Here is a 22,821-nt window from a genome sequence, read left to right on the forward strand (position 1 = left end):
GCTCTGTCCTTAAGCGCCCACCAGTTTTTTACCGGCGCGGGAAATCCAGGATTCCTTGTTTTCACGAGGCGCAAGCCCCTGCCCCTTCAACAGCTTGAAGGAATCGTCGTACCATTGGCTGTCCGGGTAGTTGTTGCCGAGAACGGCTGCCGCCGTTTGGGCTTCGTCCACCAGCCCCATCGCGTAATAGGCTTCGGTCAGGCGGGCAAGCGCTTCTTCGATCTGGTTGGTATTCTGGTACTGCTCCACAACGATACGGAAGCGGGAAACGGCAGCCAGATATTCCTTACGCTCAAGATAATAACGTCCGACCTGCATTTCACGACCGGCCAGCTGGTCACGCGCAAAGCGAATCTTCGCCTGCGCATCGGGCACATATTCCGAATCAGGATAATCGTTGACGACCTTGTTCATCGCTTCGATCGTGCGCTGTGCAGCGCGCTGATCCTGCGTCACATCGGCAATCTGCTTGGAATAGGCAAGTCCGATCATGTACTGGACGTAAGCGGCGTCCTTCGCACGGGGATATTGCTTGAGGAACCGCGAACCGGAGGCAATGGCCACTTCATTCTTGTTCTGGCGCGTCGCGATGAAGGTGTTCATGACAAGCGCCTTCTGGCCCCACTCCGTGAACGGGTACTGCTTGTCGATGGCCGAGAACTTGCGACCAGCTTCAGTCATGTTGCCGGCATTCATATTGGCGAGGCCCTGCTTGTAGAGCACATCTGGTGGATCGGTCTCGACGCCGAGCTTGGTGATGTCGATATCAGGGTCGGACTGGCAAGCTGTTACCAGCGTTCCGGCGCCAATCAGCATGAGCGATACGAGCGCTCCTCGTACCGTTCCATTCATCGCACCAGACACTACACGCTTCATTCGTCAGTTCCCACTTCCTGCGTCAATACAGAACATCGGCTTTTCCTGTGGCGTTTCTAGCCATAAAAGCGTCCGCAGGGCAACGCAATGATGACGCAATAACGCATTTTTATGGCATGACACCCGCAAGCTGATGATTATCTCTGCGACAAAGCCGCCATTTCCGATCTGATTTTGCCGACATACGAAAAAGCCGCCCCTGGGGACGGCTCTTGTTCTTTATAAGACTTAGATCACGCAGACCAGGGAGCAAACTCTGTCTGCTTGATGGCCACGAACTCACGGGCGCGAACGACCGGCTGACGGGCGGCGGGTGCCTCGACGATTTCATAGGCCGAGGGATCGCTCAGCAGCGCCTTCAATGCGTTGGCATTGACCTTGTGACCGCCGCGATAGGAGCGGTAGCAACCGATGAACTGCGCGCCCGCAAGGGCCAGGTCGCCAACAGCATCCAGCGTCTTGTGACGAACGAACTCGTCTTTCTCGTAACGCAGGCCTTCCATGTTGATGACCGTGTTGTCGTCGGAGATGACGACGGAATTTTCGAGCGAAGAACCCAAAGCATAACCGGCGGCCCACAGGCGCTCGACATCACGCATGAAGCCGAATGTACGGGCGCGAGAAAGCTCATTCCTGAACGTCTCAGGGGTCAGATCACCCTTCCAGATCTGGCGACCGATCAGCGGCGTATCGAAATCGATCTCGACTTCAAAGCGCGTACCATCATAGGGGCGGAACTCGGCCCAGGATGCACCAGCCTCGATCCGAACGGGCTTCACGATACGGATATAGCGGCGCTTCACGCCGAGGTTCTTGATACCGACTGATTCGATGGCTTCGATGAAAGGCGCAGAGCTACCGTCCATGATCGGCACTTCAGGACCGTCAACTTCAACGATGAGGTTGTCGATTCCCATGGCGTAAATACCAGCCATGACATGCTCGACGGTCGCAACAGACTGCGTGGCCGAGCGACCGATGACGGTGCACAGGTCCGTATTACCGACATTGGCCGAGACGGCCTTGACCTCAACGGAAGTGCCGTTGTCGAACTGGCGGCTGAAAACGATGCCCGTGCCAGCTTCTGCCGGCTGGAACGTCATGGAGACCGGATTGCCTGAATGAACGCCGATACCCTTGAGCTGAACAGGATTGGCGATAGTTGTCTGGAAACCGAGCAGTCCGATGGTCATGCGTGTCTTGCCTTTTCGTGCGGACCCGCCTGCTAACCCGGCGCGGCCCAAATTTCAACCGAGGAAGTCGTCTGCGGCATAGCCGTGTCACTTCATCGTCATGGTCATACATACGCACACTGCGGCGCGACCTCAAATCACTGTTGATTTCGCTTTGTAACAGACTCAACCATTTGAAATATCTGCAACAACAGACAAGCTTGCGTGTTCATATAACAGCGATACCCGGGCCCTTTCGAGCCCGGGTATCGGATGGACCGAGAATCGGCAATCGGCTTTTCGGATCAGTTCGACTGACGGCGAAGGAAGGCCGGAATTTCAAGCTGATCGTCGTCGTGCTGGCTGGCAGACGATGGCGTCTGACGGCCATGATCGTCCAGATTGCCCCGACGCGGTGCGTAGAGGCTGGCTTCCTGAGACAGCGGGCGACGCTGCTGGGCGGCCAAGCTTGGTGCGTCCATCATGTCGGATGGAACGGCATCATCCTCATCGCGGCGACCCAGCGAGTTGGTGATCCGCTTCAACAGACCCATCGGGCCACGCTCTTCAGGAACGGCAGAGGCCGGGTGGGCGCGGTGGTCCATCTCGGCCTTCACGACCGGAGGGAAATCCTCGACCTTTGGCATGCGAACCGGTTCAGGCGCGCGGGCGACTGGGGCTGGCTCATGATAGACCGGCGCCGGGGCCTGCTGCATGCGCGGTGCAGGTGCTGCCACCTGTTCCGGCGCATGGTAAGCAGGCGCCGGTGCGGTGTGCACCGGTGCTGCGGGGCGAGCAGCAACCGGTGCTTCCGCTGGAGCAGCTGCGAACAACTTGCTCTGAGGCCGGAATTCGGCTTCTGCCTGGGCCTGACGAAGCCGCTGTTCAGCAGCCGCCAGTGCCATTTCCCGTTCCATTTCAGCTTCAGCCGAACGAATGGTCTGGGCAACAGGATCTACGGTCGTCTTTGGTGCCTGCATGACTGGGGCAGGCTGAACTGCGGCCGGAGCAGAAGCAACGGCCGCGGAAGGACGGATAAGTGGCTTTGCAGCAGCAGCCTGGCGAAGCTCTTCGGCGTTGCGTTCCATCTGGCCAGGAACGCGGTCGATGCCTGTGGCAACGACGGATACGCGGATGAGGCCTTCCAGAGCTTCGTCGAATGTCGCGCCGAGGATGATGTTCGCATCCGGGTCGACTTCTTCGCGAATACGGGTCGCGGCTTCGTCGACTTCGAAGAGCGTCATGTCGCGACCACCGGTGATGGAGATCAGGAGGCCCTGTGCACCCTTCATCGATGTTTCGTCGAGCAGCGGGTTGGCAATTGCCGCTTCCGCAGCCTGCATTGCACGGCCCTGGCCGGAAGCCTCGCCTGTACCCATCATCGCACGGCCCATTTCGCGCATGACCGAGCGAACGTCGGCGAAGTCGAGGTTGATAAGGCCTTCCTTCACCATCAGGTCGGTAATGCAGGCAACACCCGAATAGAGAACCTGGTCGGCCATCGCAAATGCGTCAGCGAACGTGGTCTTGTCGTTGGCAATACGGAAGAGGTTCTGGTTTGGAATGACGATCAGCGTATCGACGGACTTCTGCAGTTCCTCGATGCCCTGTTCGGCCAGACGCATGCGGCGACCGCCTTCGAAGTGGAAAGGTTTGGTCACGACGCCAACCGTCAGAATGCCCTTGTTGCGGGCAGCCTGCGCGACGACGGGAGCAGCACCAGTACCGGTGCCACCGCCCATGCCGGCAGTAACGAAGCACATGTGCGTGCCGTTGAGGTGGTCGATGATTTCATCGATGCACTCTTCGGCAGCAGCGCGGCCAACTTCCGGCTGCGAACCGGCGCCCAGACCTTCGGTGACGTTGACGCCGAGCTGGATGACCCGGTCGGCCTTCGTCATCGTCAGAGCCTGTGCATCCGTGTTGGCGACGACGAAGTCGACGCCCTGGAGGCCAGCCGTGATCATGTTGTTGACAGCGTTACCGCCGCCACCGCCAACACCGAAAACGGTGATGCGTGGCTTCAGCTCGGTGATATCCGGCTTTTGCAGCTGTATCGTCATTTTAACATTCCTTCTTTCTCTGGCCGCATCGCCCCGCAGGCCAATTCTTAATCAACTCACTCAGTCCCCTGCCCGATGGGCAGACAGAGGTCAGAAACTTTCCTTCAGCCATTGCCCTACGCGGGCTATCCGGCCACTACCTGTTCCGAACGGCGAGAACATTCCGCTCTGCGCCGCGTGGATTTCGATGTCCGCGATCTGCGGATAAATCATCAGCCCGCAGGCTGTGGAAAAGGCCGGGCCCTTGGCCGCGACCGGCAGGCCGGACACGCCCATGGGGCGGCCGATGCGAACGTTGCGGGCAAGAATGCGCCGCGCCGTTTCCGGCAGGCCGGTCAGCTGACTGGCACCTCCGGTCAGAACCACGCGCTTGCCAACGATCGGGGAAAAGCCCGATTTCTGGATACGGTCGCGGATCAATTCCAATGTCTCTTCGATGCGTGCCCGAACGATGCGGCTGACGAGTGCGCGCGATACCTGCGAAGGCTGGTCGCGGTCGTCTTCGCCAATCGGCGGCACGGCAATCATGTCACGGTCGTCGGAACCGTTGGCCAGTGCAGAACCATGCACGACCTTCAGACGCTCCGCATCTTCGATGCGGGTGGACAGACCACGCGCCAGATCGGTGGTGACGTGATGTCCGCCAAGACCGATGGCATCGGTGTGAACCAGACGTCCCTCGGCAAAAACCGAAATCGTGGTCGTGCCGCCGCCCATGTCGATGGCAGCACAGCCAAGCTCGACTTCATCATCAACCAGGGCTGCAAGACCGCTGGCATAAGGTGTCGCGACAATGCCTTCGACCGACAGGTGAGCGCGGTTGATGCACAGTTCCAAATTCTTCAGCGCCGTGCGCTCGGCTGTGACCACATGCATGTCCACGCCCAGCAAATCGCCGTACATGGACAGCGGATCGCGGATACCGCGTTCACCATCCAGCGAGTAGCCGGTTGGCAGGGAGTGCAGAATGGCGCGGTCCTGACGCAGCGACTGCTGGCTTGCAGCAATAAGCACCTTGCGCAGATCGCCCGATTCGACTTCCTGACCGCCCAGATCGATGCTGGCGGTGTAGATGTCGCTGGCGAGACGGCCTGCGGACACATTGACGATCAGGCTATCGACAGTCAGGCCAGCCATGCGCTCGGCTGCGTCCACCGCCAGACGAATGACGCCTTCCAGCGCATCGAGATCGGCAATGACGCCGGACTTCACGCCGCGCGAACGCTGGTGACCGATGCCGATGACCTCGACCTTGTGGGTGCGACCCGGCAGCACTTCGCTTTCCTGACGCGGCGTCAGACGGCCGATCATGCAGACGACCTTCGTAGAGCCGATATCCAGAACCGAAACCACGTGGCTGCGCTTGGAAGACAAGGGCTTCAAACGCGGCAGACCGAAATGAGAAGAACCAAAAAAGCTCATGTGTTCTTCTCCGCCAACTTGAGGGCCTTGGAGCGTGCTTCGACAGCCTTCTGGCGACGCTCCGCTGCACCTTCCGTCAACTGCACGGTCGTGCGATCCGACAGGCGCAGGTCAACGGCGGCCACATCGCGCGAAAGAACCTTATCTTCCATGTCCATGCGCGAGAGCAATTGCAGCGCCTTGGGCACATTCTCTTCCGGCAGCTTGACGACGATGCCATTGTCCAGATGCAGATCCCAGCGGCGACCAGCAACGCGAACATAGGCCCGCACGCGGTTGCGAATCTCAGGCCAGTCGGCCAGTTCATCAACGAAACCAGCGGCACCCGTTTCCGCATCACGACCAACGAACAGCGGCAGACCGGCATATTTGTTGTCACGCAACGGCGCGATGACGCTGCCGCTCTTTTCGATCAACGAAAGCTCTGTGCCATGCTGCCAGATGCCGAAGGCTTCACGCTCCTTGAGGCGAACTTCTATGGTCTTTGGATAGATCTTGCGAACATCCACGTCCTCGACCCAGGGCAGTTCCGTCAGCTTCTTGCGCGCAGCATTCACATCGAGCGCGATCAGCGACGTCGCACCATCCAGACCAAGAAGCTGGAACACGTCGATTTCCGATGTCTGAACATTGCCGGAGACCTTGACGTCTTCGATGGCAAAGCCTGCGGCAGACGTCGTCGCCTGTGCCACGACGTCCGTGTGTCCACCGAGCGACATGCCATAGAGACCGACGCAGGAGAAGAATGCAGCCGTCGCCAGCGTGCCGGTATGAGCGGGAATATGCACGCGGCCCGTCGCCAGCGAAACACCGAAACGAAACACCTTGCGTAGCGGACGCGGCAAAACCATCCGCTCATCGGCAGATGTCAGTGCGGATTGCTCGCGCTTTTTAACCGACGATTTTTTGCCTGTTATCGCGAACACGAAGCGTCCTCCACCATCCAGCGGACGAACTCACCGAAGGAGCGTCCTGCATAAGCTGCCATTTCGGGCACGAGGGAGGTCGGCGTCATACCCGGCTGAGTGTTTATCTCAAGCCAGATCAATTCGCCTTCTTCTGAGAAACGGTCGTCGTAGCGGAAGTCCGAACGGCTCACGCCACGGCAGCCAATCACCTGATGCGCCATGACCGCCAATGATTGGATTTTTTGGTAAATTTTCGGTGAAATTTCCGCAGGAATGACATGCTTTGAGCCACCCTTTACGTATTTTGCATCATAATCGTAAAATGCGTGACCCATCGGTATCACTTCGGTCACGTCCATGGCCTCGCCATTCATGACGCCGCAGGTGAACTCGCGACCATGGATGTAGCGCTCGACCATTACGGTATCGCCATAGCGCCATTCGCTCGAACCCAGGATTTGCGGCGGATGCGACTGGTCTTCCTTGACCATGACGACGCCGAAGCTCGATCCTTCACTGACCGGCTTGACGACATAAGGCGGCGCAAGCGGATGCTCGTTGCCGATCTCGAAGCGGTTCAGAATTTTTTCGACGGCAACAGGAATACCGGCAGCCGCCGCGACCTTCTTGGCCTGCGACTTGTTCATGGCCAAAGACGAGGCCAGAACGCCGGAATGGGTGTAGGGAATTTCCAGATATTCGAGAACGCCCTGAATGGTGCCATCTTCGCCGTAAGGACCATGGAGCGCATTGAACACGACGTCAGGGCGCAGCGCTGTCAGCGTTGCGGCAATGTTGCGGTCCACGTCGACACGCGTAACCTTGTAGCCCTCGCCCTCCAGAGCCGACGCGCAAGCCTCTCCCGATGAGAGGCTGACCGGCCGCTCCGAAGAAAACCCACCCATAAGAACAGCTACGTGTTTGCCGCTCATGAAAACCTCTGACACCAAAATCACCTGAACGAGGTCGGCAGAACATTCATCAGCTCTGCGATTCTCTCGCCCGCTCCGTTGCCAATCACTAAGCGCCATTAAGGTTAATGAAGTGTTTACTTTCGTTAACCGGAGGCGCCGATGACGTGATTTTTGTTAAAGAATCACTCAAGGCCCGGATTCCTTCCTTGGAATCAGAGTGTTGCAGCCAATGCAAGATTCAGAATTTCAACAGAATGAAATAAAATCGTTGCGCAGAGCGTAGGCATCGCGCCCGAACGCAAGACCGATTCGTTAAGATTATCGGCTTTTCCCCAGGCAAATTCCGGCAAATGTCGCCATGCAGACGGTCCTGCGTGGTCCGATGTCGTCCGCAAATGACACAGACGGATGAATGCGCGCCATCTTGGTGGCCGAGCGAACCGGAAATTCTTTCTACCACTGCTTGACAGCAAAACGCACAATGCTTTATGGTTGTATTGCCTTATTAAGGCAACTTAAAGTAATGTTCTTTCCCATATTTATCGAAGGTATTTTGTCATGAAGTTCATTCCTGTTTGCACTCTGGTCATCACTCTTTTCTCCGCTCAGATTTTGACGGCGACGAGCTCATTCGCCACTGTGTGCGATCCGATTACGAAAGTCTGCTGGGGCGGACACAAGGGCTGACATACCCTGGTTCAGCGTGGATAACGTTGAGCGATAATGCCCCACCCAAAACGAGTAAGCCCGTTACGGTCTGACCGAAACGGGCTTATCTCACTTGTGAATGTTAGAGGCAGGAAAACTCAAAGAGTGATCACGCAACATGGTCATTTCCGCCGTGGGAGCACTGCTCTATTCCTATAACATCCCCCATTCATGCGTTTTTTCCAAAATATTGCGTTTTAACCGTTCCAAACGTTTGAAAATTGCTTTAACGCAGCCCCTGACCGGTAAAGGGTCATAAGTCTTACTTAACAATGGAACGAATATAATGTCTGACGCGATATCCAAGGTATCGCCGACCGCTGCAAATCCGAACGATGTAAAGACAAATTCGCCTGCACGAGTTCTCACTGCCAGCGTGGTCGGCACGACCATCGAATTCTTCGATTTCTACGTTTATGCGACTGCCGCAGTGCTCGTGTTTCCGACGTTGTTTTTCCCGAACAACGACCCGATGACGGCGCTTCTGGCATCTTTCGCCACCTTCTCCATCGCCTTCTTCGCCCGCCCGCTGGGTGCTGTGGTGTTCGGCCATTATGGTGACCGCGTTGGCCGCAAGACGACCCTCGTCGCTGCCCTTCTGACCATGGGCGTTTCCACCGTCATCATCGGTCTGCTGCCGTCTTACGAAACCGCAGGCGTTCTGGCGCCGCTGCTGCTGGCACTGTGCCGCTTCGGTCAGGGCTTCGGTCTTGGCGGTGAATGGGGTGGCGCCGTGCTTCTGGCAACGGAAAACGCCCCTCCCGGCAAACGCAGCTGGTATGGCATGTTCCCACAGCTGGGCGCACCGCTCGGACTCTTCCTGTCGTCAGGCGTGTTCTGGATACTCCTGCACTTCATGGAGCAGGACCAATTGCTCAGCTGGGGCTGGCGCATTCCCTTCGTCGCCTCGATCATCCTGATCGCCGTCGGCCTTTGGGTCCGTCTGTCGATCACTGAAACGCCTGCGTTCCAGAAAGCGATCGATCAGGAAGAGCGCGTTGCCGTTCCCGTCGCCGAACTGTTCCGCCACCACAAGCGCAGCCTGCTACTCGGCACATTCGTTGCGCTGGCGACCTTCGTGCTGTTTTACATCGGCACGGCCTATCTGCTGTCATATAACGTCAAGGTTCTGAAACTGCCGTTCCTCGACGCACTGGAAGTGCAGCTGATGAGCTCGGTCGTCTTCGGCATCTTCATTCCCATCGCCGGAAAGCTGGCCGAACGTTTCGGCCGCCGTGAAGTCCTGATCGCCACCACGGTGCTGATCGGTGCCTTCTCGTTCCTGCTGCCTGGCCTGATGAGCGGTGGCGAAGCCTCGATCTTCCTGTTTGCGGCTCTGGCCATGGCGCTGATGGGCATGACCTATGGCCTCATCGGAACGGCACTTGCTGCCCCCTTCCCGACCACCGTCCGCTATACCGGCTCCTCCATCACCTTCAACATGGCTGGCATCTTCGGCGCATCGCTGGCACCCTACATCGCCACATGGCTGCAGGTGAATTACGGCATGGGCTACGTCGGCTATTATCTTTGCGTCGCTGCATTGATCACGCTGCTCTGCATCATGCTGTCGCGGAAAAACGAAGTCTAAAGCGGAATCAAACACACAGAAAAGCCCGCGAAGTCATTGGCTTCTCGGGCTTTTTTGCTGTCTTTAGAAAACTTAAATTATTCGCTGGAATGATTTTTCTGTCGTCGCGCAAGATTGATGTCGCTTACCCAGATCGCAAACCAGACGCCTTCACCAGTAATCAGCGGCAGAATGTAAAGAAAAAAGAATGCCGCAGAATTCATTTACACAACCTGCCAAATGGAACAAATCATGGCGTATGAATGGCTAGGATTTCTTATCTCTGCCTGTGCTTGTATTTATCATATGCCATCCAGCAAAGGCATATGGCAGAAACCAACCATGGAAAAACATACCAGAAAAATTCCTGAGAGTTCATATTTTAAGTCCTCCAAGAACATGTCTCGCGGTTAAATGTAATAGAGTAGCGCCGAGAATCCAACCAGCAATCACAGAAACGTTTAACAACGTGGCGGAGGAAGGTGTCAGGGACAGAACTTGCCCCAGCACCCCAATGGCCAGAAAAGCTGTAGACAGCCGGTCAAGCGCGTTAGCCAGCAATTTACGACGCTCGTTTGAGATAAGATCGTATCTGCGGCGATCTAATTCATTCAAACCGCTATCAGACATCATCACGCCCCGAGAAACGGCTCCACTTCACGGCCCGGCATAAACAACCCCAGCCGCTTGATTTCCCATTCCAGGCGAATGCCCGCATGTTCGAAGACGCGCTTGCGCACCGCTTCACCCAGATATTCCAGATCATAGCCGGTCGCGTGGCCGGTGTTGATCATAAAATTGCAGTGTAGCGAAGACATCTGCGCGCCGCCGATGACCATACCACGACCGCCCGCCTCATCGATAAGGCTCCAGGCCGAATGACCCTCGGGGTTCTTGAAGGTCGAGCCGCCGGTCTGTTCGCGGATCGGCTGAACCGTTTCGCGGTGATGGCGAACCGCATCCATATCGGCGCGGATTTTCGCGCGGTCTTCCGGGTGGCCTTCGAACAGCGCGCCGGTGAAGATCAGATCCTTCGACGCTTCCGAATGGCGATAGCTGTAGCCCATATCCGCATTGGAAAGGGTGTGCTGATTGCCCTGACGATCCACGGCGTAAACTTCCACCACGCGGTCACGCGTCTCACCCCCATTGGCACCGGCATTCATGCGCAGCGCGCCGCCGATGGAGCCGGGAATACCGTAATAGAAATGGAAACCGCCGATGCCGTTATCCATCGCCATGGCCGCAATGTGCTTGTCGGGGCAGATCGCACCGGCCTTGATGCGGTTTTCGCCAGCCAGCTCCACTTGGCCGAAGCCCTTGGCGGACAGGCGCACGACAACACCGGGAATGCCGCCATCGCGAACAAGCAAGTTCGAGCCGACGCCGACGACCGTCAGCGGCACGTCTTCCGGCAGAATTTTGAGGAAAGCGATGAGATCGTCCACGTCATGGGGCTGGAACATCAGTTCCGCCAGACCACCTGCTCTGAACCACGTTACGCGATCCATCGGACTGTCCGGCGTCAAACGTCCTCTGAGTTCCGTTACTCCGTCGCCGAGCCTTTCCAGCAACTTTACCCCATCCACCTGTCTCATGCAGACTTTCCTGAAATGCTATCCAATTCCGAGGGCAGCACTGCCGCCCACTGCGTAATATTACCAGCCCCCAACAAAACCACGAAATCACCCGGTTTCGCAATGGCTGCAACGGTCTTTGCCAGATCGTCGCGAGAAGCGAGGTGGCGCGCATCCCGATGACCCGCTGCCCGTGTGGCAGAAACGAGCGTTTCGGAGTTCACACCCTCGATTGCATCTTCGCCCGCCGCATAGACCGGAGCAAGAAGAATTGTGTCGGCATCGTTGAAACAATGCGCAAAATCTTCAAACAGGCTGGAAAGACGCGAATAACGGTGCGGCTGATGCACGGCGATAATGCGCCCGCTGCACGCCTCACGCGCCGCCTTCAGCACAGCTTTGATCTCGACCGGGTGATGGCCGTAGTCGTCGAACACCTGCACACCGTTGGATTCGCCCGTCAACGTGAAGCGACGCTTGACGCCGCCGAAGGAGGCCAGCCCCTTCTTAATGTCTTCGACGGAAATGCCGAGGCGATTGGCAACGGCAATTGCCGCCGTGGCATTCGAAACGTTATGACGGCCAGGCATCGGCAGAACCAGATCGGTGAAGGTGAAGATCTTGCCGGTACGGCGGCGGCGGATTTCCACGTCGAAAATCGACTTGGTCCCATCGATGCGCACATTATAGAAGCGCACATCGGCCTGCGGGTTTTCACCATAAGTGATGACCTTGCGGTCCTCGATCTTTCCGACCAGCGTCTGCACTTCTGGATGGTCGATGCACAACACGCCGAAACCGTAGAACGGTACGTTTTCCACGAATTGGCGGAACGCGGCGCGCACGGCATCGAAATTGCCGTAATGGTCCAGATGCTCGGGGTCGATATTGGTGATGACGGCCACATCGGCGGGCAGCTTCAGGAAGGTGCCGTCGGACTCGTCGGCTTCCACCACCATCCACTCGCCCTCACCCATGCGGGCATTGGTGCCATAGGCATTGATGATGCCACCATTGATGACGGTCGGGTCGAGGTTGCCCGCTTCCAGAAGTGTAGCGACCATGGAGGTCGTCGTCGTTTTGCCATGCGTACCGCCAATAGCGATGGCATTGCGGAAGCGCATCAATTCGGCCAGCATTTCGGCGCGGCGAACGATGGGCAGGTGCTTTTCACGCGCTGCCGTAAGCTCCGGGTTGTTTTTCTTGATCGCCGTGGACACCACAACCACCTCGGCATCGCCCAGGTTTTCAGCCGCCTGTCCGACGAAGACCTCGATTCCCTTGTCGCGCAGACGCTGCACATTGGCGCTGTCTGCCTGATCGGAGCCTTGAACGCGGTGGCCGAGGTTGTGAAGCACTTCGGCAATGCCGCTCATGCCGATGCCGCCAATTCCGATGAAATGGACGAGACCTATGGCTTTCGGCATCTTCATGGATGCACTCCTTCTTTGGTATTCAATTTGAATTGCTGAACGGATTGCCCTGCGGCAACCGCCTCTACCAGATCGGCCAGACGCTGGGCCGCATCCGGCTTGCCAGTGGCTTTTGCAGCCGCCGCCGTCTGCGCCAGACGATCAGGATCGTTCATGGCGTCACTCAGCAGCGACGACAGTTTTTGCGGAGACAGTTCAGACTGCTTGATGACACTTGCGCCACCCGCTGCCGAAAGGGCCGCAGCATTTGCGGCCTGATCGTGGTCCAGCGCATGCGGATAAGGCACCAGAACGGATGGACGCCCTATGACGGACAGTTCCGACACGGTCGACGCACCCGAACGGCTGATGACGAGATCGGCCCCGGCGATGCGCTCGGCCATGTCGCCGAAGAAGGGTGAGATATCCGCCTTCACGCCGAGCTTGGTATAGGACGCAATCACGCTGTCCTTGTCTTCGGGACGCGCCTGCTGCGTCACCGAAATGCGCGAGCGCATCTCGTTCGGCATCAGGCAGATCGCGGCGGGCACGGCACCGGAAAAGAACTGCGCGCCCTGACTTCCACCGAACACGACAAGCTGGAACGGCTCACCGGCATGAGATGGCGTATAGGCCACATCAGCAGCAGACAGCACGGCAGGGCGCACGGGGTTACCCGTCGCCACCGTCTTGTCGGCATATTGGCCTTGCGTCTCGGGCAGAAAGCCACCAGCGATGGCTTTCACGCGCTTTGCCAACGCCTTGTTGGCGCGACCCATGACTGCATTCTGCTCATGGATGATCGATGGCACGCCGAGGCCCGTGGAGGCCAGAAGCGGCGGCACGGTGGGGTAACCACCGAAACCAACCACGGCGACGGGCTTCAGCTTCGTCACCAGACGGCGCGCAGCGCGAAGGCCGGTCCATAGCTTCAGCAGCGCCTTGGCGACCGAAATGGGGTTCTTGGAGCCGATGGTGGCAGATGGTACGACGTGGATTTCATCGGCTGGAAACTTGCCCGCATAACGTTCGGCGCGGCTGTCGGTCACCAGATGCACGGAATATCCGCGCGCCTTCAACTCGTAAGCCAGCGCCTCTGCCGGAAACACATGGCCGCCGGTTCCCCCGGCGGCTAGCAGCACGATACCTTTGCTCATAGTCTTTACTCCGCGGGAAGGCCCGCATTGACCCTGAAGAAGCTGCGCTCCTGCGCACGTTTTTCAGGGCGATGGCGGGTCAGCGCCAGCAGGAAACCAGCCGTGACGCATATCGCCATCATGGACGAACCGCCATAGGAAATCAGCGGCAGGGTCATGCCCTTCGCTGGCATCAGCTCCAGATTGACGCCGATGTTGATCATCGACTGCATACCGATCTGCAGCACGAGGCCGGCGACGGCAAAGCGGACGAAGTCGTCCTTTTCCTTGAAGGCGTGGCTCAAACCGCGCAGCACGATGAAGGCGAAGATCGCGACCAGCAGCATGCAGAACAGAATGCCGAATTCTTCCGCCGCAACGGAAAAGATGAAGTCGGTATGGCTATCGGGAATGATGCGCTTGACGATGCCTTCACCCGGACCCTGACCGAACCAGTTTCCGCGAATGATGGCTTCGCGGGCGGTATCGACTTGAAACGTGTCGCCCTCACCCGTCCAGAACCGGTCGATACGACCGGCCACGTGCGGCAACATCAGATAGGCGGTGACAATACCGCCGACGCCGAGACCACCGAGCATGATGATCCAGAACCACGGAATGCCTGCCATGAAGAACATGCCGCCCCACACGACCGACGTCAGGATGGTCTGGCCGAAGTCCGGCTGGGCGATGAGAAGTGCCGCCACGATGCCGAAGGTAATGATGGCGAAGAGATTGCCGGGAATTTCAGGATGGCGAGCGCGCTCGGCAAACAGCCACGCGCAGACGATGACGAAAGCAGGCTTCATGAATTCGGACGGCTGAATGGAGAAGCTGCCGATGGAAATCCAGCGACGTGCACCCTTCACTTCGATCCCGAAGAACAGTGCAAAGATCATCATCAGCAGCGCGACGATGAGCATGATGACGGCGACACGCCGCACCTGGCGCGGCGTCAAGAAAGACAGGCCGAGCATGATCGCCACAGATGGCACCATGAACATGGCCTGACGCTCCACGAAGAAGAAGCTGTTGAGGCCGATGCGCTCCGCCACGGCAGGGGATGCCGCAAAGGACAGCATCAGTCCGATGCCCATCAGCGCGATGAACGCAGTCAGGAAGAAACGGTCGATGGTCCAGAACCATTCCGCGACCGGTCCACGGTCGATACGGCTTACCATTTCATCACTCCACCTTTTCCGAGCCAACCAACATCGTCACGTCAGCCAGCGCTGCAACATGAGAAACGAACGAATCACCACGTATTTCGAAGTTCTTATATTGATCGAAGCTTGCGCAAGCCGGGGATAGCATCACGACATTGCCGTCGCCTCCATCCTGCTGCGCATCCTGTGCGGCGTGCTGCACGGCCTTGTCCAATGTGCCCGAGATTTCGTAGGGCACGGCCTCACCAAGCGTCGCTGCAAACTCCGCTGCCGCCTCACCGATAAGATAGGCTTTTGCGATGTGGGAAAACAGGGGCGAAAGACTGCTGATGCCACCCGCCTTCGGCAGACCACCTGCAATCCAGTAGATGCGATCATAGCTGGACAACGCCGGTGCCGCCGCATCGGCATTCGTCGCCTTGCTGTCATTGACGAAGGTGACATTGCCGCGACGACCCACCGGCTGCATGCGATGCTTCAAGCCGGGGAAGGAGTTCAGCCCCGCCTTCACCTCGTCAACCGAAACGCCGACAGCGAGGCAGGCAGCAATGGCTGCTGCTGCATTCTGCGCATTGTGGCTGCCGCGAAGCGTCGGAATGCCATCGAGATCGGCCAACAGCGTCGACGTGCCGTTCTCACCCTTCATGATCCGGCTGCCCTCGGCATAAAGACCATTGGCAACGACGCTGCGCTTGGAAATGCGCGACACCGTGACGCCTGCCCGCTCGACGCGGTCGGCAATCATCGTGCAATAGCTGTCATCGACACCGATCACTGCTGTATCGCTGCCCGCGACCAGCCGTTCCTTGATGTCGGCGTAATGCTGCATCGTGCCGTGACGGTCGAGATGGTCGGGCGTCAGGTTGAGCAGAATGCCTGCAGTCGGGTTCAGCGTGGGTGCCAGATCGATCTGGTAGGACGAGCATTCGACCACATAAAAACGCTGTGCTTTGGGTGGCTCGAGGCTGAGGATCGCCGTGCCGATATTGCCGCCCAGCTGCGTGTCCCGGCCAGCCGACGTCAGAATATGTGCAATCAACGCTGTCGTCGTGGATTTGCCGTTGGTGCCGGTAATGGCGATGAAGGGGCAATCCGGCGCATGTGCACGGCGTTCACGCACGAAGAGTTCGATATCGCCGATCACCTCCACACCCGCGGCACGGGCAAGATCGACCGACCAGTGCGGCTTGGGATGCGTTAGCGGCACACCGGGTGCAAGCACGAAGGCCGTAAGCTTCGACCAGTCGAGCGTGCGAAGATCTGCGGTGTGGATGCCTTCGCCTTGAGCCTTGGCGACACTATCGGGATTGTCATCGAACGCCGTCACCTCAGCACCACCGGCGACCAGCGCCCTTGCGGTGACGAGGCCCGAGCCACCCAGACCGAACAGGGCAACCTTTTTTCCGGCAAGTGAGGTGACAGGGATCATGCCGTTACCTCAGCTTCAGCGTTGCAAGGCCAAGCATCGCAAGACCGACGGAGATGATCCAGAAGCGGATAACCACCTGGCTTTCCGTCCAGCCCTTCTTTTCGAAATGGTGGTGGATCGGTGCCATCAGGAACACACGCCTGCCGGTGCGTTTGAACCAGAACACCTGAATGATGACCGACAGCGTTTCCATGACGAAGAGACCACCCACGATGATCATGACGATCTCGTGCTTGACGGCAACCGCGATGGAGCCGATCAGGCCGCCAAGAGCCAGCGATCCGGTATCGCCCATGAAGATAGCCGCAGGTGGTGCGTTGAACCACAGGAAGCCAAGTCCACCGCCGATAACAGCACCGACGATCACCGCAAGTTCACCCGTGCCGGGCACGAAATTGATCTGGAGATAATTGGCGAAAATCGCGTTTCCGACGAGGTAGGAGATAACGCCGAAGGTTGCCGCCGCAATCATCACAGGCACGATGGCAAGACCGTCGAGACCATCCGTCAGGTTCACCGCGTTACCGGCACCCACGATGACGAAGGCACCGAACAGCACGAAGAAATAGCCGAGGTTGATGACGAATTCCTTGAAGAACGGGAAGGCGATGGAGCTGCCCAGCGTGCCACCATGCGGGGCCGTTGCGAGCGCGATCTGCATCATGAAGAAGACGGCAATCGCAGCAATGACGAACTCGATGCCGAGACGTGCCTTGCCGGAAAAGCCCTTGTCGCTCTGCTTGGTGACTTTCAGATAGTCGTCGTAAAAGCCGATGGCACCGAAGCCGAGCGTGACCATCAGAACCGAGACGACGTAAACGTTGGAGAGGTCGCCCCACAGCAGCGAGCCGCCGAGAATGCCAGCGAGGATCATCAACCCGCCCATGGTTGGCGTACCGGCCTTCTTGAAATGCGTCTGCGGACCATCGGCGCGGATCGGCTGACCCTTGCCCTGGCGGATGCGCAGCGAATTGATGATGGCGGGTCCAAACAGGAAGACGATGAGGGCAGAGGTAAACAGTGCCGCACCAGCCCGGAACGTAATGTACCGGAACAGATTGAAGATTTGAACTTTGTCCGACAGTTCAACGAGCCAGATCAGCATGTTTGCCCTTTCAAAAGGCCGGTTAAAGCGGCGGGCAGACGATGGGTTAGCCTGCGCCGCTTCACGTTTTCGTTTCAGCACCGGTCACCGAAACCATGTCTCGGCGTTCGGTTGGATGCTTTAGATTTGGCGTCCCGTCTCGGGGAATGCCGGATACTTGTCAAGAAGCGCAGCAACGATCTTGCCGAAACCGATGCCAAGTGACGATTTTATCATCACCACATCGCCCGGCTGGACCCATTTCAGAACGAATTCGTTGAGTTCGGCCGTTGTCGGGAACCATGCGACGTTGACGCTTTCGGGTAAAGCATCGCGAAGTGCGGCCATCGACTCACCCGCCAGCCAGACATGCTCGATGCCAGCCGACAGAAGCGGCCCGGACAGTTCCTCATGCACTTCGGCTGCAAACTCACCCATTTCAAGCATATCGCCGAGCACGGCGACACGCCGTCCGTTACCCTTCACCTCTGCCGCAGCCAGAAGTGCAATGGCAGCCCGCATGGACGCCGGGTTGGCGTTGTAGCTCTCATCGATCAGCAGGAACGATCCGTCACCCACGGACAGACGGTGACGCTGGCCCCTGCCCTTCACCGCTTCCATTGTTCCGAGTGCCGCAAAGGCCTTGTCGATATCTGCCCCAGTGACGGCAACCGTTCCCAGCGCCGCCATGGCGTTTTCGGCAATGTGGCGACCGGCGGCGCCGATGTGGAGCTCGCTGGTTTCACCATTGATGATGGCCCAGATGGTGGAGCCGTCAGGCGTGTTCTCGAAATCCGCAAGCCGGAAGTCGGCCTTGGCGTGCTGGCCAAAAGTCAGCACATGCTCGATCCCCGCATCGAACGCGGCCCGTTCGAGTTGCTCAAACTGCGCATTGTCGCGGTTGAGAATGACGGCACCACCGGGCAGAACACCATCGAAGATTTCAGCCTTCGCCGCAGCAATCTCTTCCAAGCTGTTGAAATTGCCCAGATGCGCCGCTGCAATGGTGGTGATGATGGCCAGATGCGGCTTGACCTGCTTGACCAGCGGGCTGATCTCGCCCGCGTGGTTCATTCCGACTTCAAAAATGCCGAATTCCGTATCGGCAGGCATGCGCGCCAAAGTCAGTGGCACGCCCCAATGGTTGTTGAAGGACGAAACGGCGGCATGAACCCTGCCCGAAGGTGCCAGAACCTGACGCAGCATTTCCTTGGTCGTCGTCTTGCCGACGGAACCTGTGATGGCGATGATACGGGCCGATGTCCGTTCTCTGGCGGCAATGCCGAGCTTGACCAGAGCGGCCAGCACATCTTCCACCACGATCATCGGCACGGTCAGTCTGCCCAATGCCGGCAGCTTGGCCTCGGAGACGACCAGAAGCCCAGCACCATTGGCCACGGCAAAGCTTGCGTAATCATGGCCATCCACCCGGTCGCCCTTGATGGCGAAGAAGGCTTCGCCCGGCTGCACCGTGCGGCTATCGATGGAAATACCCGTAATGCCTTGAGGCAGATTGCCAACCGGACGGCCTGCCATGACGGCGACCATATCCGCGACTGTCCATAACCAGTTCAAATCTACAATCCTTCCAGCGCAGTACGCACCTGTTCATGGTCCGAAAACGGCAGCGTCACGCCGCCGACGATCTGACCTTCCTCATGCCCCTTGCCCGCTACAATCAACGTATCGCCGTTCCCCAACAGCGAAACAGCATGGCTGATCGCCTCTGCCCTATCCGCAATTTCCAGCGCACCGGGTGCCGCCGCCATGATTTCTGAGCGGATGGTCTGCGGCTCTTCCGAGCGCGGATTGTCATCCGTCACGATCACAATGTCGGAAAGTCGCGTCGCGACCTCGCCCATGATCGGGCGCTTGCCCTTGTCGCGATCTCCACCGCAACCGAATACGGTAATGATGCGACCCGATGTGAAGGGCCGCACGGAGGTCAGCACGTTTTCCAGCGCATCCGGCTTGTGGGCATAATCCACATAGGCCAGCGCGCCGTTTTTCGTCTGGCCGATCAATTCGAGACGACCAGAGGCCCCCACCAGCTTTTCCAGAGCCTTCAGCGCCACGGGCGCAGAAACGCCGGTCGAAATTGCAAGCCCTGCGGACACCAGCGCATTGGCCACCTGAAAATCACCGGCCAGCGGAATATCGACTTCGTAAATCTTGCCGTGATGATGCACTTCGATCATCTGCTTGTGGCGGAAATGCTCGACGCGCTTCAGTGCCAGATAATCGCCCTTGCGGCCGACGGTTCGCACGTCATGCCCCGCCTCTTTCGCCACCTGAATGGCGCGGTCCGACCATGGATCGTCCGAGAAAATCACGACCGGCGAGCCCTTGGGCAAAAGCGTATCGAACAGCCGCATCTTGGCGGCCATGTAGTCTTCAAGGGTCGGATGGTAGTCCATGTGGTCACGACCGAGGTTGGTAAACCCCGCAGCGGCCAGCTTCACGCCATCCAGACGGCGCTGGTCGAGCCCGTGGCTGGACGCTTCCATCGCCGCATGGGTCACACCTTCGGAGGCGAGTTCGGCCAGTAGCGCATGCAGGGAAACAGGATCGGGCGTGGTCAGCGAGCCGTAGTCTTCGCGACCGGGCGCAATCACGCCCGTGGTGCCAATCTGCGCTGCGGCATGACCTGCGAATGCCCAGATTTGGCGGGTGAAGGAAGCGACGGAAGTCTTGCCCGCAGTGCCGGTTACGGCAACCATGGTTTCGGGCTGTTTTCCGTAGAAGCGAGTGGCTGACAGAGAGAGAAAACGGCGCGGATCGGACGCAACAAGAACCGGCACACCGGCATCGATCGCATGGCTGGAAACGACAGCAACGGCACCCTTGGCCACGGCATCCTGCACATAAGCTGCGCCATCCGCCTTCGTGCCTGCAACCGCAACAAATAGCGATCCCGGCTGGGCCTTGCGGCTGTCAGCCGTAATCCCGGTGATATCGAGCGCTCCGGCATCTGTCCGCAGCACTTCATTCAGTTCCGGGAACTCGGTCCCGGAGAGATCTCGCAAATTCATCGATGTGTCCGTCTTGTCCCCCCGGCGCGATTCGCCGGTCCGTCATAAGCTGTACCAATCAATAAGACACCAGCAAGGCCGAACCGTCCTTACCGAACTTGGGTTTTACACCAAGAATTGCTGCCGAACGGGTGATGATATCGTGCACCATCGGCGCGGCAGACGTACCGGCGAGTGCGGCACCGTTGCCCTTGTCCGTCTTTGGCTCGTCGATGAAGGACAAGACGACATATTCGGGCTTGTCCATCGGGAAGGCCGACAGGAAGGCGTTGAAGTTCTTGTCGTGCACGTAGCGACCGTTGACGACCTTGTCGGCCGTACCCGTCTTGCCGCCAACGTTGAAGCCTTCGACACGGGCGTTACGACCGGAGCCGTTGACACCGTTCCATTCGAACAGGAAGCGCATGTCCTTGCTGGCACCGGGCTGCAAGACCTGCTTGGCAACCTGATCGGCCTGCGCAACCGTGCGCGGCAGGAAAGTAGGTTCGATGAGCTTGCCGCCATTCACCAGTGCGGCACCGGCAATGGCGGTCTGCAACGGTGTGGTGGAGACGCCGTGACCGAAGGAAATGGTCACAGAATTGATCTTCTTCCACACACGCGGCTGCGATGGCTGGGCGACTTCCGGCAGTTCCGTCTGCATCTTTGTCAGAAGACCAAGCCGCGTCAGAAACTCCTTGTGACCTTCGATGCCAACCGTATCGGCAATCTTGGCCGTACCGATGTTGGACGAATACTGGAAGATTTCCGGCACCGACAGAATGCGGCCCTTGCCGTGGAAGTCCTTGATGGTGAAGCCACCGATGCGGATCGGGGCGCGTGCGTCGAACGAGTCGCCAATATGCACCTTGCCGGAATCCAGACCCATGGCGATAGTGAAGGACTTAAAGGTCGATCCCATTTCGAACGTGCCGTTCGACATGCGGTTCAGCCAGCCCTCTTTTGCACCTTCGGCAGGATTGTTCGGATCGTAATCCGGCAGCGACGCCATGGCGAGAATTTCGCCGGTGTGCACGTTGATGACAACTGCGCCAGCACCGATCGCCTTGAATTTCTGGATGGCGTCGGCAACGACTTCGCGCACGATGGCCTGAACGCGCAGGTCGATGGACAGCTTGACCGGCTCCAGCGGCTGGTCCGAGGTCATGCCGAGCGCCGTCAGGTCTGCAAGACCCTGGTTATCGAGATAGCGTTCCATGCCCGCAACGCCGCGGTTGTCGATATTGACGTGACCGACGACGTGAGCCGCCGTATGTCCGCCGGGGTAGAAGCGACGCTTTTCAGGACGAAAACCAATGCCGGGAATGCCGAGTGCCAGAATCTGGCTTTGCTGCTTGGGCGTCAACTGACGGCGCAGCCATTGGAAGCGCGATTCGGATTTCAGCTTCTGATAGGTACCGCGCGTATCCAGATCGGGCAGAACCGTCTGCAGTTTTTCGATGGCTTCATCCACATCCACGATGCGGTGCGGTTCGGCAAACAGAGAGACGGTGCGGATGTCGGTTGCCAGCACTTCGCCGTTGCGGTCCAGAAGATCGGGACGCGAGGCCATCAGTCGGTCGGCAGGCGCAATGCTGGAAACCGTTTCGGGCTGCGTCATGCCATACTGAACGAGACGTCCACCAACGACACCGTAAAAGGCTATAAAGCCGAAAATCAGCAGACCGACGCGGGTTTTAGCCTGCGTTGCCCGCCGTTTGCGCGCACCTTCAAAAGCTGCATGGTCGGTAAAGCCGCTTGTGCTGGCGGAAAAATGAGCCCTGCTCTTCAGAACCATGACGCGCGACAGAAAAGACATCAGTCCACCGATCCAGTTATCGTTTCATCCATATCACCAGCTTCGTCGCCCTGTTGGGCACGCGCCACCGGCATGGGTTGTGCTGGGCGAGCGGCCCGCGCACGTGGCTGCGGCACCGGAACACCGCCACTGACCGCAATCTGACCGGCTGGTGGCGATTTGGGTTTTACACCACCCAATGTTGCGCCAGGCTTGGAGCCGTTCATCGCAGCAGCGATCACGTCTTCCACGCTCATGCCCACCGGCTCCGGCGGCTGTGGCAATTGCGAGCGCAGCATCGGCAATTCCTTCGGCTGCGAAAGCTGTGTCGGCTGCGTCGGCACCAGCGCCAGATCGCTCTGATAGGCGTTGACGAGGCGGTGCAGACGGTTCGGCTGGGTCAAAAGCGCCCAGTCCGCCCGCAGAAGGTCGATCGTATCCTTCTCCAGCTTGATTTCGGCTTCCAGCTTGCGCACGGAATCCAGTTTCAAGTCGGCCTGATGCTTGATGGAATAGGTCACGACAGCTGCCGCCACCATCACACCCATCAGAACGAAATCGAAGGTACGCAGCAT

General features: G+C 58.4%; 18 protein-coding genes. 1 reads left to right on the forward strand and 17 read right to left on the reverse strand.

The window, feature by feature from the left end; all coding sequences use genetic code 11:
* Nucleotides 1-9: 9 nt before the first annotated feature.
* The 6 genes from ASF29_RS07720 to ASF29_RS07745 form a co-directional block, all read right to left on the reverse strand.
* A complete protein-coding gene (locus tag ASF29_RS07720; RefSeq protein ID WP_062450163.1) occupies nucleotides 10-852 on the reverse strand; it encodes an outer membrane protein assembly factor BamD in 843 nt (280 codons plus the stop codon).
* Nucleotides 853-1,109: 257 nt separating this feature from the next.
* Nucleotides 1,110-2,069 carry a UDP-3-O-acyl-N-acetylglucosamine deacetylase gene (lpxC, locus tag ASF29_RS07725; protein ID WP_062450092.1) on the reverse strand — a complete coding sequence of 320 codons (960 nt, stop codon included), beginning with the start codon at nucleotides 2,067-2,069 and terminating at the stop codon, nucleotides 1,110-1,112.
* A gap of 284 nt (nucleotides 2,070-2,353) precedes the next feature.
* Nucleotides 2,354-4,111 (reverse strand): cell division protein FtsZ, encoded by a 1,758-nt coding sequence (gene ftsZ / locus ASF29_RS07730; RefSeq protein WP_062450095.1) that lies wholly within the window; start codon nucleotides 4,109-4,111, stop codon nucleotides 2,354-2,356.
* A 90-nt stretch (nucleotides 4,112-4,201) separates the two neighbouring features.
* Entirely contained in the window at nucleotides 4,202-5,533 is a 1,332-nt protein-coding gene (ftsA, locus tag ASF29_RS07735; protein ID WP_062450096.1) for a cell division protein FtsA, read from the reverse strand.
* Nucleotides 5,530-6,450, reverse strand: coding sequence for a cell division protein FtsQ/DivIB (locus tag ASF29_RS07740; RefSeq protein WP_244473512.1), 921 nt, complete (start codon nucleotides 6,448-6,450; stop codon nucleotides 5,530-5,532). Before ASF29_RS07740 ends, ftsA begins: the two co-directional genes overlap by 4 nt.
* Entirely contained in the window at nucleotides 6,447-7,373 is a 927-nt protein-coding gene (locus ASF29_RS07745) for a D-alanine--D-alanine ligase (RefSeq protein WP_062450099.1), read from the reverse strand. Before ASF29_RS07745 ends, ASF29_RS07740 begins: the two co-directional genes overlap by 4 nt.
* 976 nt (nucleotides 7,374-8,349) lie before the next feature.
* Here ASF29_RS07745 and ASF29_RS07750 point away from each other — a divergent pair.
* Nucleotides 8,350-9,654: an MFS transporter gene (locus tag ASF29_RS07750; protein WP_062450101.1), complete on the forward strand. Its 1,305-nt coding sequence runs from the start codon at nucleotides 8,350-8,352 to the stop codon at nucleotides 9,652-9,654.
* A 354-nt stretch (nucleotides 9,655-10,008) separates the two neighbouring features.
* Here the strand turns inward: ASF29_RS07750 and ASF29_RS23880 are convergent, their stop codons facing one another.
* The 11 genes from ASF29_RS23880 to ASF29_RS07800 all read right to left on the reverse strand — a co-directional run bounded on the left by ASF29_RS23880 (nucleotide 10,009) and on the right by ASF29_RS07800 (nucleotide 22,821).
* Complete coding sequence (locus ASF29_RS23880) at nucleotides 10,009-10,263, reverse strand: hypothetical protein (protein ID WP_082453419.1); 255 nt, start codon at nucleotides 10,261-10,263, stop codon at nucleotides 10,009-10,011.
* A gap of 2 nt (nucleotides 10,264-10,265) precedes the next feature.
* Nucleotides 10,266-11,231, reverse strand: coding sequence for a UDP-N-acetylmuramate dehydrogenase (gene murB, locus ASF29_RS07755; protein WP_062450103.1), 966 nt, complete (start codon nucleotides 11,229-11,231; stop codon nucleotides 10,266-10,268).
* A complete protein-coding gene (murC, locus tag ASF29_RS07760; RefSeq protein ID WP_062450105.1) occupies nucleotides 11,228-12,643 on the reverse strand; it encodes a UDP-N-acetylmuramate--L-alanine ligase in 1,416 nt (471 codons plus the stop codon). The genes murB and murC overlap by 4 nt, the downstream gene beginning before the upstream one ends.
* Complete coding sequence (murG, locus tag ASF29_RS07765) at nucleotides 12,640-13,779, reverse strand: undecaprenyldiphospho-muramoylpentapeptide beta-N-acetylglucosaminyltransferase (protein WP_062450106.1); 1,140 nt, start codon at nucleotides 13,777-13,779, stop codon at nucleotides 12,640-12,642. Before murG ends, murC begins: the two co-directional genes overlap by 4 nt.
* A gap of 5 nt (nucleotides 13,780-13,784) precedes the next feature.
* On the reverse strand, nucleotides 13,785-14,939 hold the full coding sequence (gene ftsW / locus ASF29_RS07770; RefSeq protein WP_062450108.1) for a putative lipid II flippase FtsW: 1,155 nt from the start codon (nucleotides 14,937-14,939) through the stop codon (nucleotides 13,785-13,787).
* A 4-nt stretch (nucleotides 14,940-14,943) separates the two neighbouring features.
* Nucleotides 14,944-16,353, reverse strand: a complete 1,410-nt coding sequence (murD, locus tag ASF29_RS07775; RefSeq protein WP_062450110.1) for a UDP-N-acetylmuramoyl-L-alanine--D-glutamate ligase — start codon at nucleotides 16,351-16,353, stop codon at nucleotides 14,944-14,946.
* A 4-nt stretch (nucleotides 16,354-16,357) separates the two neighbouring features.
* The gene (gene mraY, locus ASF29_RS07780) at nucleotides 16,358-17,458 is read right to left on the reverse strand and encodes a phospho-N-acetylmuramoyl-pentapeptide-transferase (RefSeq protein WP_062450112.1); all 1,101 of its coding nucleotides are present in this window, start codon (nucleotides 17,456-17,458) and stop codon (nucleotides 16,358-16,360) included.
* Between the two features lie 120 nt (nucleotides 17,459-17,578).
* Nucleotides 17,579-19,012 (reverse strand): UDP-N-acetylmuramoylalanyl-D-glutamyl-2,6-diaminopimelate--D-alanyl-D-alanine ligase, encoded by a 1,434-nt coding sequence (locus ASF29_RS07785; RefSeq protein WP_062450114.1) that lies wholly within the window; start codon nucleotides 19,010-19,012, stop codon nucleotides 17,579-17,581.
* A 2-nt stretch (nucleotides 19,013-19,014) separates the two neighbouring features.
* Nucleotides 19,015-20,469: a UDP-N-acetylmuramoyl-L-alanyl-D-glutamate--2,6-diaminopimelate ligase gene (locus ASF29_RS07790; protein WP_062450117.1), complete on the reverse strand. Its 1,455-nt coding sequence runs from the start codon at nucleotides 20,467-20,469 to the stop codon at nucleotides 19,015-19,017.
* A gap of 58 nt (nucleotides 20,470-20,527) precedes the next feature.
* Nucleotides 20,528-22,267, reverse strand: coding sequence for a penicillin-binding protein 2 (locus tag ASF29_RS07795; protein ID WP_062450118.1), 1,740 nt, complete (start codon nucleotides 22,265-22,267; stop codon nucleotides 20,528-20,530).
* Nucleotides 22,267-22,821 carry a hypothetical protein gene (locus ASF29_RS07800; RefSeq protein WP_062450121.1) on the reverse strand — a complete coding sequence of 185 codons (555 nt, stop codon included), beginning with the start codon at nucleotides 22,819-22,821 and terminating at the stop codon, nucleotides 22,267-22,269. Before ASF29_RS07800 ends, ASF29_RS07795 begins: the two co-directional genes overlap by 1 nt.

Origin of the sequence: Rhizobium sp. Leaf262, from assembly GCF_001422245.1 — a bacterium.
In the GTDB taxonomy this organism is placed as follows: domain Bacteria; phylum Pseudomonadota; class Alphaproteobacteria; order Rhizobiales; family Rhizobiaceae; genus Agrobacterium.